This is a genomic window from Salinivibrio sp. VGrn1, from assembly GCF_009377995.1.
GTDB lineage: Bacteria > Pseudomonadota > Gammaproteobacteria > Enterobacterales > Vibrionaceae > Salinivibrio > Salinivibrio siamensis.
The window spans coordinates 343,575-359,331 of record NZ_SATA01000002.1; the positions used below are offsets into that span (position 1 = coordinate 343,575).

The 15,757-nt window shown below is 48.8% G+C and carries 14 protein-coding genes and 1 tRNA gene; 10 read left to right on the forward strand and 5 right to left on the reverse strand.

Annotation, left to right across the window (positions count from 1 at the left end):
• Positions 1-182: 182 nt before the first annotated feature.
• The 3 genes from EHW56_RS04575 to EHW56_RS04585 all read left to right on the forward strand — a co-directional run bounded on the left by EHW56_RS04575 (position 183) and on the right by EHW56_RS04585 (position 3,072).
• Complete coding sequence (locus EHW56_RS04575) at positions 183-815, forward strand: hypothetical protein (RefSeq protein WP_227486429.1); 633 nt, start codon at positions 183-185, stop codon at positions 813-815.
• 2 nt (positions 816-817) lie between these two features.
• Positions 818-1,909 (forward strand): rhomboid family intramembrane serine protease, encoded by a 1,092-nt coding sequence (locus EHW56_RS04580; protein ID WP_152794289.1) that lies wholly within the window; start codon positions 818-820, stop codon positions 1,907-1,909.
• Between the two features lie 149 nt (positions 1,910-2,058).
• The gene (locus EHW56_RS04585; protein WP_152794291.1) at positions 2,059-3,072 is read left to right on the forward strand and encodes a 2-hydroxyacid dehydrogenase; all 1,014 of its coding nucleotides are present in this window, start codon (positions 2,059-2,061) and stop codon (positions 3,070-3,072) included.
• A gap of 96 nt (positions 3,073-3,168) precedes the next feature.
• Here EHW56_RS04585 and yiaY read toward each other — a convergent pair whose 3' ends face one another.
• Complete coding sequence (gene yiaY / locus EHW56_RS04590) at positions 3,169-4,317, reverse strand: L-threonine dehydrogenase (protein WP_152794293.1); 1,149 nt, start codon at positions 4,315-4,317, stop codon at positions 3,169-3,171.
• Positions 4,318-4,602: 285 nt separating this feature from the next.
• Here yiaY and EHW56_RS04595 point away from each other — a divergent pair, with 285 nt between their 5' ends.
• Entirely contained in the window at positions 4,603-5,241 is a 639-nt protein-coding gene (locus tag EHW56_RS04595; RefSeq protein WP_069360956.1) for an OmpA family protein, read from the forward strand.
• Between the two features lie 48 nt (positions 5,242-5,289).
• On the opposite strand, the gene EHW56_RS04600 is transcribed toward EHW56_RS04595, so the two are convergent.
• Positions 5,290-6,846, reverse strand: a complete 1,557-nt coding sequence (locus tag EHW56_RS04600; RefSeq protein WP_172969909.1) for a cryptochrome/photolyase family protein — start codon at positions 6,844-6,846, stop codon at positions 5,290-5,292.
• Between the two features lie 191 nt (positions 6,847-7,037).
• On the opposite strand from EHW56_RS04600, the gene EHW56_RS04605 reads away from it, so the two are divergent.
• A complete protein-coding gene (locus EHW56_RS04605; RefSeq protein ID WP_052708116.1) occupies positions 7,038-7,568 on the forward strand; it encodes a hypothetical protein in 531 nt (176 codons plus the stop codon).
• 90 nt (positions 7,569-7,658) lie between these two features.
• Positions 7,659-8,321, forward strand: a complete 663-nt coding sequence (locus EHW56_RS04610) for a glutathione S-transferase (RefSeq protein WP_046075667.1) — start codon at positions 7,659-7,661, stop codon at positions 8,319-8,321.
• A gap of 13 nt (positions 8,322-8,334) precedes the next feature.
• Here EHW56_RS04610 and EHW56_RS04615 read toward each other — a convergent pair whose 3' ends face one another.
• Entirely contained in the window at positions 8,335-8,955 is a 621-nt protein-coding gene (locus EHW56_RS04615) for a glutathione S-transferase family protein (RefSeq protein WP_152794297.1), read from the reverse strand.
• 321 nt (positions 8,956-9,276) lie between these two features.
• Here EHW56_RS04615 and EHW56_RS04620 point away from each other — a divergent pair, with 321 nt between their 5' ends.
• Entirely contained in the window at positions 9,277-10,884 is a 1,608-nt protein-coding gene (locus EHW56_RS04620) for an ABC transporter substrate-binding protein (RefSeq protein ID WP_152794299.1), read from the forward strand.
• A 325-nt stretch (positions 10,885-11,209) separates the two neighbouring features.
• Here EHW56_RS04620 and EHW56_RS04625 read toward each other — a convergent pair.
• A tRNA-Asn gene (locus EHW56_RS04625) sits at positions 11,210-11,285 on the reverse strand.
• A gap of 236 nt (positions 11,286-11,521) precedes the next feature.
• Here EHW56_RS04625 and EHW56_RS04630 point away from each other — a divergent pair.
• The 3 genes from EHW56_RS04630 to EHW56_RS04640 all read left to right on the forward strand — a co-directional run bounded on the left by EHW56_RS04630 (position 11,522) and on the right by EHW56_RS04640 (position 14,879).
• A complete protein-coding gene (locus EHW56_RS04630) occupies positions 11,522-13,396 on the forward strand; it encodes an alkaline phosphatase D family protein (RefSeq protein ID WP_152798875.1) in 1,875 nt (624 codons plus the stop codon).
• Positions 13,397-13,499: 103 nt separating this feature from the next.
• Complete coding sequence (locus tag EHW56_RS04635) at positions 13,500-13,739, forward strand: YdcH family protein (RefSeq protein WP_046075664.1); 240 nt, start codon at positions 13,500-13,502, stop codon at positions 13,737-13,739.
• Positions 13,740-13,751: 12 nt separating this feature from the next.
• Positions 13,752-14,879 carry a PQQ-dependent sugar dehydrogenase gene (locus EHW56_RS04640; RefSeq protein WP_077666068.1) on the forward strand — a complete coding sequence of 376 codons (1,128 nt, stop codon included), beginning with the start codon at positions 13,752-13,754 and terminating at the stop codon, positions 14,877-14,879.
• On the opposite strand, the gene EHW56_RS04645 is transcribed toward EHW56_RS04640, so the two are convergent.
• Complete coding sequence (locus tag EHW56_RS04645) at positions 14,876-15,631, reverse strand: PilZ domain-containing protein (protein WP_152798761.1); 756 nt, start codon at positions 15,629-15,631, stop codon at positions 14,876-14,878. The genes EHW56_RS04640 and EHW56_RS04645 overlap by 4 nt on opposite strands.
• Positions 15,632-15,757 lie beyond the last annotated feature (126 nt).

Genomic DNA, 15,757 nt, shown 5'->3' on the forward strand with positions numbered 1-15,757 from the left:
GCGCTCCGTTCATACCCAATGAGTACTGTATATAAAGGAAGAGTAATTACTCTATTAGGCATATTTTTCGACTCAGCCTCAAATTCTGTCTAATTATACCTATAAATTCGATATCAACATCCATATCATAGCGCGGTTAATTTTCCACCTTTTACTGCCTCACCACCCGAAGGACAATGAATATGGCTAACGAACGATCATCGGATCAGTCGCAAGAAAGCACGTCAAGTTCCCAAATGGAAAAAACACCGTTAGTAAAAAAACTAGATAATCAAGAGTTAAAAAACACAGGTTTCTGGCTTAGCCAACTATTTATGATCATATCAACAATAGTGGGCGTCTACTTGGCTGCCCAAAGTGGCTTGGAGCAAGCATTAACATTTGATGCATACAGTAAAATGGAGGACAACTATTATTTACGCCAATCCCTTCATGCTGAGCTTACCGACAATGCTGATGCGATTGAGGCCTATGCCGATGAATTTCTAATTCGTAGTCGTCCATTACAAGAAATCAAAGATTTTCGCCCCCCTCTTGATCGTTATGTTTGGGAAACGATGAAATACAACCCAACAACGTTAGAAACACCGAGTTCGTTAATCACTCAGGCTCGCCGATTTTATTCACACTCCGATAATTTAATGGATAGAGCCGAACGGCGAGCCTTGGGTGCCAACTATGCAGGTAAGCAGCTCAAAAAGCTGGTTAAAAAGCTTCGCGAACAAACATTACCCGATTTAAAACGCAGTGCTGAGCAATTGAAAAAGGAACTCAGTGAGAAAGGTGTAGAAATCGGTTCACTTAAGGAAACGTAATTATGACCAAGCGTAATAGTTGCCCAAAATGTCAAAACCAAGAGTTACTTGCGACCGAGTATCAGGGTGAAACGATTGACGTATGTCGTGGATGCGGAGGTCTCTGGTTTGAGAACATGGAAGTCAATCGTCTAATTGAAGAAGTTAATGATGGGCCAATAGGTGAATGTTTCAGCGAGCGTTTTGGCGATTGGATCGCTGATACGGAACTTGATTGCCCAGAATGTAATGAGCATATGACACGCCACCACTTGCTGGAAAACTTTCATGTTGAGATTGATGTATGTCGACAATGTAACGGTAGCTGGATAGACAAGGAAGAGCTAGAAGCAGTAGAGAAAAGTCCCGTTCTAAAAGAGACCCTCGATCATCTCAACAAAAAAATTAGTTGGAAAACATATTTGTTTCAAATGCTCACGGCCATGCCTGTTGAGTACAACATCAAACCTCAAAGCAAGCCATGGGTAAACTGGTCATTAATCGCAATTAACATTCTCATTTTTCTGACCTATGCAGCGAATGACAGCAGTATGCATTATGTCCTCGATAACTTTGCAATGATTGCAAACGAAGTGAGCCATGGAGAAAAGCTATATACGTTACTGACTGCGACATTTTTGCACGGTGGTCCTATACATCTCGCTGGCAATATGTACTTTCTTTTTGTTGTCGGAGATAATATAGAAGATGTGCTCGGCCATAAAAAGTATCTCATTCTTTACTTGCTCTGCGGTTTAGGCGCGTCACTGATCAGCATGGTGGCTCATATAGGCAGTGCTATCCCAGCACTGGGGGCGAGTGGGGCTATTGCGGGGCTCTTTGGTATTTACCTTGTATGGTTCCGCAATGCTAGCCTAACATTCATGTTCTTTTTTTATCAGCGCAAGCTCGCCGCCGCTTGGTTCTTTGCTATTTGGCTTGGTTTTAACCTCTTGGGAGCACTTTCCGGTGCAATGGGTGTCGACTACGCAGCGCATATTGGTGGTTTTTTAATTGGCTTGGGCATTGGCCTAGCCACTAAAGAAAAAATATGGGAAGCAAACCCTCTGGTGCGATTGATAAATAGCGACTTTGCTCAAATCAAACGTACCTAAAAGACCCGCTCTACGCATCGCGCCGGTCAAGGCAGCGATGCGTCTCTCTCTAGCCCCCATTTCCATGCTATTTGGGGGTTTATTTTTGATGGAAATCACGTTATTGATACATATCACATTTCCTCCTCGACAGCTTCGGAGGCTAGTTAATGACGACCATTGCCGTATTTAGCGCCAAATCTTATGACAAGGCCGCCTTCTCCCATGTGAATGCTGCGTTTGATTATACGTTTGAGTTCCATGATTTCTTACTCACTGAAAAAACCGCCAAGATGGCGCAAGGCGCACAAGCCATTTGTGCTTTCGTGAACGACGATCTTTCTCGGCCCGTTTTAGAAATCCTCGCAGATTCAGGGGTTTATTTAGTTGCATTGCGCTGCGCGGGATACGATCGCGTCGATTTAGATGCCGCCAAATCGCTGGGCATCACCGTGGTACGAGTCCCCGCTTACTCGCCTGAATCGGTCGCCGAACACACGGTTGGCATGATGATGTGCCTCAACCGCCGCTTCCATAAAGCATACCAGCGCACCCGAGACGCTAACTTTGAGCTGGAGGGTTTAGTTGGGTTTAATTTCCATGGTAAGACAGCTGGGATCATCGGCACGGGCAAAATCGGTATTGCTACCATGCGCATTCTTAATGGGCTAGGCATGCGTATTCTCTGCCACGACCCCTATGAAAACCCCGAAGCAATGGCGCTTGGTGCTGAATATGTCTCGAAAGAAACACTGTATGCCCAAAGCGACATTATTTCCCTGCACTGCCCGATGTCTCAAGATAACTACCACTTGCTTAGCGCCGACGCCTTTGCGCAAATGAAAGATGGCGTGATGGTGATTAATACCAGTCGGGGCGAGCTACTCGACTCGGTTGCCGCGATTGAGTCACTTAAACAGGGGCGCATCGGATCGTTGGGACTCGATGTTTACGATAATGAGCGTGAATTATTTTTCCAAGATAAGTCGAATGATGTGATTGTCGATGATGTGTTCCGTCGCCTTTCAGCCTGTCACAACGTGCTGATCACCGGCCACCAAGCGTTCTTGACCAAAGAAGCACTGCACAATATCGCCGAGACGACTTTAACCAATATTCAAACCGTTTTGAGCGGGCAAGCCTGCCAAAACCAGATTGCCGAAGTGGAAGATCGTAGTGATTAATCGAGACTGGACCATTGATTAATCTTGACCTCTAACTAAGAAAGCAGGCCTGAATCATCAGGCCTGCTTTATAATGGGGCGATACGCTTTGATACGTTACATGGCTTCCATGAAAATCTTGGCGATTTCGTCGTGTGTTGCTTGTTTCGGGTTAGTGAAACCACACGCATCTTTCAACGCATTTTCAGTCAGCACATCAATATCTTCTTGCTTGGCACCTAATTCGTTCAAGCCTGCAGGAATGCCTACGTCCGTTGAAAGCGACTGAATCGCTTGGATGGCGGCTTTCGCTCCCTCATCAGCCATCATATTCTCTGTATCCACGCCCATTGCAGTGGCGACATCACGCAAACGCTCAGCACAAACCTGCGCGTTATAGCGCTGAACATGAGGCAGCAATACGGCATTGCACACGCCGTGCGGCAAGTCATAAAAGCCACCAAGCTGGTGCGCCATGGCGTGGACATAGCCCAAAGACGCATTATTAAATGCCATGCCCGCCATGAACTGGGCATACGCCATTTGCTCGCGCGCTTCGATGTTTTGTCCATCAGCGACAGCAGTACGCAGATGCTGTTGAATTAACGTCATCGCCTTTAATGCCACTGCATCCGTAATCGGCGTCGCCGCGGTAGACACATAGGCTTCAATCGCGTGAGTGAGCGCATCCATACCTGTGGCCGCGGTTAATGACGCAGGCTTAGCCAACATTAACTCAGGGTCGTTGACAGAAATAATAGGCGTGGTGTGCTTATCGACAATCGCCATTTTAATGTGGCGTGCCTCATCAGTAATAATGCAAAAACGCGTCATTTCCGATGCGGTTCCCGCCGTGGTATTGATTGCGATTAACGGCAACTGAGGTTTAGCTGATTGATCAACCCCCTCATAATCACCAATTTGCCCGCCATTGCTGGCCACCAAGGCAATCCCTTTTGCACAATCGTGTGGGGAGCCACCGCCGAGTGAAATCACGCAATCACACTGGTTCTCTTGTAACAGTGCCAGCCCTTGCGCCACGTTTTCGGTGGTCGGGTTTGGCTGCGTGCCATCATAGACCACACTGTCGACCTGTCGGCTATCAAGCAGGCCTGCAATTTGTTTTACCACGCCAATTTCGTTCAGCACCTTATCTGTCACGATCAGCGCTTTTTTGAATCCATGTGATTGAATCGCGTCTGCCGCTTCTGCAAGGCAACCGGCCCCCATCAGGTTAACGGCTGGGATAAAGAAAGTGCTCGACATAATCGTTGGCTCCTTTTGTAGGGATAATCGGGCTAGCACGAAAACGGTGCTCCCTTTTTGCTTTGAAGCCTTTTTGTAACACGTGGTTTGTTCGTCACATTTTGATCCAGCGCAATTCGCTTGGCAGGATGCAGAGATAAAAAGGCAAAATTGAGAGTTATGTCATCGGCGCGCACCATATCGTTTAAAACGGCAGCAACCATTCATTTTTTTGACACTTTCTTGAAGAACACTGTCTAACGTGCGATAGGTTATGGAAGCTAACGCGTAAACAGAGAGAAAACCATGGGAAAAAAATACACACTAACCGCTGTGGCAGTATTGACGGCATCTTTGGCGCTCACCGGGTGTGAATCAATGTCCAACGCCCAAAAAGGCGCAGCCATTGGTGCCATTACTGGGGCTATCGCGGGTAAGTCAACATCCAACCACAAAGACAAGCGCGCATTTATTGGCGCCGCGATTGGTGCCATTGGGGGCGCAGCGGTCGGCAACTACATGGATAAACAAGAGCAGGCTTTTCGTGAGGAATTGGCTGGCTCTGGCATCCAGGTCGTTCGAGAAGGGGATAATATTCGCCTGATTATGCCGTCAAACATCACCTTTGGGCTTGACCAAGACGCTATTGCCGCTGACTTTTATCCGACCCTGAACGCCGTTGCTAACGTCATGCGTAAATACGATAAAACCTTTTTAAGCATCGAGGGGCATACGGATAACACTGGCGCGGCGTCGTATAACCAAGGCTTGTCTGAACGACGTGCGATGAGCGTTAAACGCTATCTTGCCAGCCAGTCTATCGACAATGCGCGCCTTTATACCTCTGGTTTTGGTGAAACGCGTCCTCTCGTCGCCAACAACAGCGCCTCTAACCGCGCCTTGAACCGTCGCGTCGAGATCCAAGTCGTTCCTAATACCCAGTGATCATGAGTCCGGCGCGTTCATCGTACGTGAGCGCGCCGAATAAACAGACTACAAAGCATCTAAGTTATCGAGCAACGCTTCTGCGTGACGTAAGATGCCATCACGCTGGGTCGGCGCCATTTTGTCCCAATTTCTATAAGGCATTGCTGTACGCGGGTTATGCGCAAATCGCTCGCGATGCCGATGCATAAAATGCCAATAAAGTGCGTTGAGCGGGCACGCTTTCTCGCCGGTTTTGTCCTTCACCGAATAATGACAATCACCGCAATAATCACTCATGCGATGAATATAGGCCCCACTGGCGGCATAAGGCTTAGTCGCCACAAGCCCGTTATCGGCAAACTGGGTCATCCCTCGGGTGTTAGGCATCTCAACCCACTCAATCGCGTCGATATAAATCGACAAATACCAATCATCTACCTCATCCGGCGCGACGCCCGCCAATAGGCAAAAGTTGCCCGTCACCATTAAGCGTTGGATATGATGCGCGTATGCGGTCTGCAAGGATTGCGTGACCGCCTGTGAGACACAACGCATTTTGGTATCGCCCGTCCAAAAAAAACGAGGAAGCGGCCGCTGCGCGGATAATGCGTTCTTGTTAGCGTAGGCAGGCATGTTTGTCCAATATACCCCGCGTATATACTCTCGCCAGCCTAGAATTTGACGCACAAACCCTTCAATTTGAGCAAGGTTAATCGCCTCCTCCGCTCGAAAGTGGCTAATCGCCGTTTCAATCACCTGCATTGGATGCAATAGCTTGGCATTTAACGCAAAGGATAGACGGCTGTGATAGAGGCTCCATTGGTGTTCGCTTTGCCCTGTCATAGCGTCTTGGAATTGACCAAACAGGGGCAGACAGTGACGACAAAAATGATCCAACAACGTTTTAGCCTGTGAACGGGTCACAGGCCAGAGCAAGTCTGGCGCAGGCTCTCCGATCGTCGCCACGTGATGCCGTTCAATACGCGCCAAAATATCGCGTACATCATTGCTAAATATTAAGGGGGTTGGAATAGCCGCTAAATCACTTTTCTTGAGTTTATTACGATTGTCTTGATCGAAGTTCCACCGCCCTCCCTCTGGAGATTCTCCCTCCATCAAAATGCCAAACTGCCGTCGCATATCGCGATAGAAATACTCCATTTTGCGATGTTTATTGGCAGTGAACTGCTTGGATATTTGATCGAACGGCAGTAAAAAGTGCTCGGTATCCACGCATGTCACTGTGACAGGCTGGGGTAAAGCCATCTCTTTTAATTGCTCGTCTAGCCGGTATTCGTCCGGGCGTTGATATTCAAACGTTTTGATCTGATAGTGCTCGCACAGATCAGCCACTAACGCCGGTAAGTTTTCGTAATTTTGCGTGTCATCCAAGGTTAGGTAGCAAACATGATGCCCCGCTTGACTCAGGGCATGGGAAAACGCTTCCATGGCAGCGAAGAAAGCGCACACCTTTTGGATATGATGTTTGACATAGGTTGCTTCTTGCTTGAGCTCGGCAACAAGATACAGCACATTTTCATCGGTCTTTTTGTACCATGAGTGGCTGGCGTTGAGTTGATCACCTAACACAAGACGCAACGTTGAGTACTGGCTATTGGTCACTGGCACCTCGGTATTTATCAAATAAGCGTTAAGCGATACGCAGCAAACCACATTTTCGATGATTAACCCTGGCGGGTGCTTGAATCTTAGGGAAAACCCTCTACATTAGAGCCAGTATTGATCACCCATGCGGCGGCGAGGCGATGAGAGCATTCTTTGTCGGGCTTTTTTTACTCCCAATAGCAATGATAGTGGCTGAGCCAGCGCGTGCCATGAATGAACCGGCAAGCCAATTTGTTCAAGATCTTCGCTTTCATGGCTATATCGACAATTATGGCAATGTGAAACTTCGCTTTGCCCCGATTACCGCTTTACCGGCAGGTTTTAAGACCAAAGGTTACTTGGATATCGAGGCCAGTGATATCGTACGTCTCCCGCGTGGGCTTGATGTTGGTGGTTACTTTAATGCCGCCAATACAGCGATTAGACAACTCCCAAGAATGAAAGTGGGGGGATATATCAACCTCACCAATACCGCCATTAACCGCCTTCCTCCTAATTTAGTCGTTCGGGGTGATTTAAGCCTCGTCAACACACCGCTTACGCAATTACCGCGCCGTTTGTTTGTGGAAGGAAATCTATACCTGACAAATTCACCCATTGAGCGCATTCCTGACGATATCTACGTAGGCGGAAATCTCTATATCCGCGGTACCAATATCCAGTCAGTCAGCCCCGATCTTCGTATTGAAGGCCAAGTGCTTCCTTCTTTAAATCAATGATCTCGCGCTCGGCGTTGATCGAATTAGTTGTCAATCCGTACGTTAATCCCGAGCCTAGTTTTTAAATTACAGTCAAAAAAACGGTCCACTATGATTATCTTACATCATCTAGAGCAATCGCGATCGCAGCGGATTGTCTGGTTATTAGAGTCGCTGGCGATTCCGTATCAGCTGGTACGTCACCAACGTGATCCAAAAACCAAACTTGCGCCTCGCGAACTGAAGAAGATACACAGTTTAGGGAAAGCACCCATCATCGAAGACGGCGATGTGGTGATTGCCGAGTCAGGGGCGATCATTGAATATCTTATCGACAAGTACGGCGATGGCACGCTAACCCCCAACACGGATAAAGAAAAGGGCCTGTACCGCTATTGGATGCATTATGCGGAAGGCTCCCTGATGCCGCCGTTGGTGATGTCTTTGATCTTTAGCAAGATCCCAGAATCACCGATGCCATTCTTTATTCGTCCCGTGGCAAAAAAGCTGATGAAAGGCGTCACTGAACAGTTTCTCGCCCCTCAGCTTCGCGATCATTTTGCGATGATTGATTCACATCTCGCCAAACACACCTGGCTGTGTGGAGATACGCTAACAGCGGCCGACATTCAGATGAGCTTTCCGTTACTAGCGGCGCGCAAGCAATTGGATGCTCAAAAGCACGCCAATATTCTTCGCTACCTTGAACACGTTGAGCAACAGCCTGGGTATCAAAATGCCTTGTGTGTTGTCGGCCCTCTACAAGCGTTATAAAACCACCCAACGCTTATGTGGGCAGCGTTGATGCTGCCTGCATCACCCAGCGTTGATAACCGGGTCGGTCACTCAATTGTTGATGCCAACGGGAAACATTGGGTGGTAGCACCCAGTCGCTTTGCTGGCTAAGGCAATGGATTAAACTTCCCACGGCAATATCTGCCAACGTCATGCGATCTGAGGTGAGATACTGCTGGTCGTCGAGTGCATCATTGACTCTCTCTAACTCATAGCGGCATTGTTCCATCGCCCGTTGCTTCGCTTGCCCCTCATCGGAACCGTCAGGGGTAGAGGCAAACAAAGCGGCTTTGATAACTGGCTGGAAAGAAGACAAACACCAGTCCATCCAGCGCTCATAACAGGAACGTTGAAAGGCACAATCGGGATACCACATTTTATTGCCGTAACACGCGACGAGATAACGCAATATAGTGTGTGACTCCCAAACACTATTGGGACCATCTTCGAGCACGGGCACCTGGCGCATCGGACACCGCTGTGCGACCGCTTGTGCATCGTGCCGATTGTGGTGAATATCCACTTCTTCTAGCGCGATACTTAAATCTAACTCATCGATTAGCCACATCACTTTCTGAACATTAATCGATAGCGGATGCCCATAAACTTTCATTTTGCTCTCCTTGTCACGCGATAAAGCAGTTCCTTGCTCGGCTGCACCTTCGAGGCTCGCACAATCCTTTTTCCATAGCAAGTAATCGGGTAGATCAGCCAAAAACCTCAAGACTTGACCAATAATGCATCACAAAAGCAACAGGTTGCACCTCGTTATAAGCTTTTTGTGATGTTTCCTTCTGAAACGGATACGCCAAATTACGGTGGGCTTATCCAGCTATGTCACATTTCTTTCATCACGTATTGGCCTACCCGGGTATCAGCGTTAATCTATTGATTGTTATGACTTATTAACAAAACACTCAACCAAGGAAGGATTATGAAAACAACGGTATTAGCCAGTGCGCTAGCACTCGCATTGAGCAGCTCGGCGTTTGCCGCGCAAGTCCCTGATGACGTCACCCTTGCCGAAAACCAAACGCTTATCTGGGGTGTCGCGGGGGAAGTACCCACGTTGGACCCCACCAAGTCCAGTGATACCGCCAGCAATAAAATCATCTCGGATTTGTTTGAAGGATTGATGGTACGCAATCCAAATGGCGACGTCGTACCTGGCCTGGCCAAAGACTGGGAGGTAAGCGAAGACGGGCTCACCTATACATTCCACCTTCGCAAAGCAAAATGGTCTGACGGTGAACCCATCACCGCAGACGATGTAGTGTATACGCTACAGCGTGTGGTTGACCCAGTCACTGGCGCGCCTTATGCCTGGTACCTAGGGACTGCCAATATCCAAAATGCCAAAGCGATCACCGACGGTGAAAAATCCGCTGAGCAGCTTGGCGTCAAAGCCATCGACGATCACACGATAGAATTTACCCTTGAGCGCCGCACGCCCTACTTCCCGAATATGCTCACCCACTCGTCCACCTATCCGGTGCCACAGCATGCATTGGAAGCTTTTGGTGATAGCTGGACCCGCCCAGATAACATGGTCAACTCAGGCGCTTACAATCTCACCAACTGGGTCATCAACGAACGGATTGATTTGGCGCGCAACCCACTTTACTGGAATAACGACGAAACAGTGATTGATAAAACCTCGTATGTCGCTTCCAGTGATGTCAACGCTGAATATAACCGCTACCGAACAGGTGAAATTGATATCACTTCGAGTTTTCCACTCGAGGCCTTTGATCAGATTAAAAAGGAACGCCCTAATGAACTGATCACTATGCCGTCTCTGGCGACTTACTATTATTTGTTTAACACAGAGAAAGCGCCCTTTGACGATGTGCGAGTCCGTAAGGCGTTGTCGTATGCGATTGATAGAAACATCATTACCGACATTATCCTCGGTCAGGGCCAGCTTCCGGCATATAGCGCCACACCGCCAGCCATCAACCATTTTGAGCCACCTAAGCTCGAGTGGGCGGAAATGAGCCAAGATGAGCGCTATCAAAAAGCCAAAGCCTTGCTGGCAGAAGCCGGCTATACCCAAGATAACCCACTGGAATTTGAGCTGGTCTATAACACCATGGAGTCACACAAAAAACTGGCGTTAGCCGTGACGTCTATGTGGAAGCGTCATCTTCCTGTCAATGTCAATTTGGCCAATCAAGAGTGGAAAACCTTCTTACAAAAAGTCTTACAAAAAGACTTTGATGTCGCCCGCGACGGTTGGATAGGTGATTACAACGAAGCGTCCACGTTCCTGAGCTATTTCAGTAGTGATGGTATGAACAAAACCAGTTGGGGCAATGAAGATTATGACAAGGCACTTGATCAGGCTCTAACGGTCGCGGAGCCCGAGAAACGAAAAGCGTACTACCAAGAGGCAGAGCGTATTTTCGCCCGAGACATGCCAGCGATCCCATTGTATTTCTATACCCGTAGCGTGATTAAGAGTCCGAAAGTGGGCGGGTATAACACCGATAACCCCAACAAGCTAAGGTATACACGTAACCTGTATATCACCAAAAATTGATCGCCTCTGAATAAAGGCAACCTATCAATGAGGCCAACGCCACGCTCTGACGCGTGGCGTTTTTATTCATACGCACAAAAACAAAAAAGCGCCAGCCTTTCGGCTAGCGCTTCTTTTTAATTTGGCTCCCCCAACTGGACTCAACGGGGGCGCCCAGCCCAGTGACATATTCCGCGCAGCGGAACAGTTAAAAAAATTTGAGAGCCTTGATTGAAACGACTCTCCGCACGACAGACTAGATTCCAAGGTTATTCAAATTCGCGAGAACACTTTGGGAATTCGAACAAAAAAGCGCCAGCCTTTCGGCTAGCGCTTCTTTTCAATTTGGCTCCCCCAACTGGACTCGAACCAGTGACATACGGATTAACAGTCCGCCGTTCTACCAACTGAACTATGGGGGAATCGTCTTTTGCGACAACGAGCGAGATGATAGGCAATCCATTATCTCGGTGCAACCCTTTTTTCAATAAATCCCCACACACTCGGCTCGAATGGCTAAAAAGGCAACAAATCAGACGATTAAACTATCGTCTTTGCACTGACGTAGGTAAAAGTGCAAATATACAACCCAGTAGCTGACTTCAAGGACCCAGAGACATTGGATAAAGACGCACTCCCACTGTTTATTGCCGGCCCCATGCTAAGACGTACCACACAGCATGAAGTGACCTTATGGTCAGTGCTAACACAAAAGCCCGATGATGGTACCGTGTCCGTTTATCAGCACCACCAGATATTAGCATCCATGCCATTGTCAGCCGGGCATTGGTTTCGTATTGGCGAGCGCGCTTGGGTCGTGCTTCATCATCTCCGGTCAGCCCATGGGTTTCCCGTCGATAGCCCATTGTCATACGACATACAGATCAACGACAGTGGAATGGCAGACATCCAACCGGAGCTCTTGTATGACAACGAGCAAGCTCCCTCTTTTTGTATTCCCTCAAAAGCCACCCACATCGCGCATGGCTCATGCCGACACCCACACCACAACTGCGATGATGCCCTCGTCACTCTCGACCAACACTTGGCCACGACCCCTATGACACACTGGCCTAATATGTTGATTATGAGTGGGGATCAAATCTACGCAGATGACGTCGCCACGCCGATGCTGCAGCGTATTCGCCGGTTAATTGCCGTATTAGGTCTTAAAAATGAGTTTTTCGAGGCCGCGCCCATTGTCGACTGCCGTGCCTTGGATACACACCCTGACAGCTATGTTCAACGCGGCAAGCTCCTCCCTAGCCAGCGCGCGGAAAAGGGCGGCCGTTTAGAGAGACTGTTTGGTCAACCACTGCCTATTTTTACATCCAAAACCGTCTCCAATCACTTGATAAGCTTTGCAGAACACGTCGCCATGTATTTGCTGGTTTGGGCGCCCGTTTCTTGGGCGCTAACAGACGGACCTCATCTTCATCCCCCCAGTCAGCTGACCGACAGTCAACGCGAGCGCTATCAACAAGAAACACTCGCACTCAATGTGTTTCGTTCCGGTTTAATCGGCGTGCAGCGACTATTCGCACACCTATCAACCTATATGATCTTTGATGACCATGACATCACGGATGATTGGAATATCACCGTCGGTTGGGAGCACGCCGCGTATCTCAATCCCTTTTCTCGTCGTATTATCGGCAATGGTCTGATGGCTTACTGGTTGTGCCAAGGTTGGGGCAATGCGCCCGATAATTTTAGCCAAGACTTTATCACTACCGCCCGCCAAAGCGCCTATCAGCCCATGAGTGTTTGCGATCTGGACACACAAACAGAGACGCATCAAGCCATGGTGGAGCAATGTCTACGCTTTGAACACTGGCATTACACGGTGCCAACGACGCCACATCTCGTTGTGTTAGATACACGCACTCGTCGCTGGCGATCCGAGTCACGAATGAATAAACCGTCGGGCCTGATGGACTGGGAAGCGCTGATGGATTTTCAACATGATCTGTTAAGGCATGATAGCGCGGTGATCGTCTCTGCCGCCCCCATGTTCGGTATTAAGTTTATTGAAGTATTGCAACGAGTCGCGACCTGGCTGGGCGCGCCAACTGTTGTCGATGCGGAAAACTGGATGGCACACCCAGGGAGTGCCAATACGCTACTCAGTATTTTTCGCCATCAACGGACACCCACCAATTATGTGATTTTATCTGGGGATGTGCATTACTCGTTTGCTTATGATATCCGAATCCGATTTCGCGCCCATAGTCCGCGATTGTGGCAAATAACTGCCAGTGGTTTCAAAAACCGCTTCCCCGAGCCACTGCTCAGCTTTTGCGAGTGGTGCGATCGCGTTTTATTCAGCCCACTGTCTCCACTGAATTGGCTCACGAAACGTAAGCGTATGCGCATTGACCGGCGCGACCCTGATACGCCAGGCCCGAAGCGTCTCGTCAATGCCAGCGCCGTGGGATTGGTCACCCTGAATGAAGATGGCTCTCCACGCACCATTAGCCTTCTGAAGACCGATGGTCAACGCGTCTCTTTTCCGGAAAAGACAAACACATAGACAGCTCGCCTGCTACATCACCGTGATTATCATCGATGAAGTTTGGATAATCGCGGTAAGCAGGCCTAACCTTATTAAAGGTAGGCCGATAATAGGAGGCTTTATGCAAGGAGAAAACCACGCACTCGTTTTTGATTTCCCAGAGCACCGCGATCGTATCCATCACCTGAAACAATATGATCCAGCGTTTCAGCTCGATGCACAACGCTACCATCAACTCGATCATCATATTCGTGGTTTAGAGATGAACCAAATCCCTACCAGCGACGATGTTTTTACCGCCATGAAACGACAGCGCGCGCACCTCAAAGACCGTCTATACCAAAAACTACGCACGCACTAACAGGAGCTGACAATGCATATGTTGCATCGACTCTGCCTGTTGGTTCTTTGCCTAGGCATTGTAGGGGCGACCCACGCGAAAACCATCAACACGGAGGCGGTGAACCTTCGTGTTGAAACACTGAAGTCCGGTTTTTCTCACCCATGGGGGATCACTGAACTTCCGGATGGTGATCTGCTCATCACTGAGCGAAACGGTAACCTGAAGCGCTTAACCCCCAATGGCTTGGTCGTCTCCATTTTAGGTACCCCGAAAAACGTGTTTCAAGAGGGGCAAGGGGGGCTATTAGATATTGCTTTGGCGCCTGATTTTGCGACCAATCAGCGTTTATACCTCTCTTATGCCGCCGTCGACGAGCAAGGGCAGGCAGGTACTGAGGTAATGGTGGCCACACTGTCTAAGGATGTACTGATTGACAGTCGCGTTATCTTTAAAGCCCTTCCCAAGCGCGGTGGCGGGCGCCATTTTGGCAGTCGTTTATTAGTCACGCCTGAGTATTTGTATATTACCCTCGGTGACCGAGGACACCGTGATCGCGCTCAATTCGCTGATGATCATCTTGGCACTCTTGTGCGCCTTCATCATGACGGCACCGTGCCCGAGTCAAACCCTTTTGTCCAAACACCGAGTAAGCAATCGGAGGTCTTTAGCTTCGGGCACCGGAATATCCAAGGTATCGCGTTAGATAACAACGGCACCCGTATTTGGGCACATGAGCACGGCCCCCAAGGTGGCGATGAACTCAACGTAATCCTCGCCGGTGAAAACTATGGCTGGCCAACCATTACACATGGCGTTAACTATGGGCTAGGCACACAGATCGGAGAAGGCACATCCAAACCTGGCATGCGCCAACCTGTCTATTACTGGGATCCCTCTATTGCACCATCAGGCATGACGATGGTGAACAGCCAGCAGTTTCCGATGTGGCAGGGGGATTTACTGCTCGGGTCGTTAAAGTTTGGCTTGCTAGTAAGGCTAGAGCTGGAGAACGGCCAAGTCAGGCATGAAGAGCGAATGTTAGAGGGTCAGTTTGGCCGCATTCGCGATGTGATACAAGCACGTGATGGCAGTTTACTCATCCTCACCGATAGAAGAAACGGCAGTGTACTGCGTGTCACACCATTACCTCAGTCTTAGATAGAAAGGCTGGAGGTCAGCTCGCCATCATTGTGAGGTATCGACAGACGATATTGCTCACCATCGTAGTCTAAATTGGTGACTAACCACGCGCTTCGTGACTTAGAACGGTCGTCGAATTTAAGCCCACAATGATAACGCTCACCTTTAAGACGGTGACTCAATATCACGCCGCTCATTGTCAACGCTTGGCTGGCAGGGATACCTGTCAAGCTAAGCGCTGCACTTTTCTCCTCATCAATCTGCAAGCCAATCGCACGGTAAGAAAACAAGCACCCGCCCACAGAGAGATCGTGTATCGTCACGGGCACGCTGGCTTTACCGTCTATATTTAACGCTGCAGAGAGCTCGACATTGAAACGCTTGTCTTGGCGCAAAGGCGTGGCGTTCGCACCGTCACGAACAAGCTCGACACATAAAAGGGTATGGTGAGCTTCCATCAAGCCTTGTACTTTTCCACCAAATCGAATCAGCGATCCATCGGCAGAAACACCATGAAGACGTAAACTATAACCCGCCCCAAAGTACTGCTTTTTCTGTTGGCTCGACAGTTTAGGTAGTTGCAGATAACAAAAACGTTGTCCATCACTGCCAATCAACAACCCATTAAATCGGAACAAAGCTTTAGTAGGCGTCTGAATGTGAACACGCACCAAGGTTGCCACCCCCAACTTAAGTACCGCGTGAGTGACAGCTAAAGCGATGGCTTCTTGGTTTTTGTCTATCGCATTAAGTTGCTCTTTTCTTGGCATAATGGCGTTCGTTGTCGTCCGCTAATAAGGATTTCAGTATTTTTATTAAGATCGGTTGCGTTGAGTATAGATCGCCCTATTCGCCCATGTTACTTTTTCGATACATAAAGCACTCATCTATCAAGG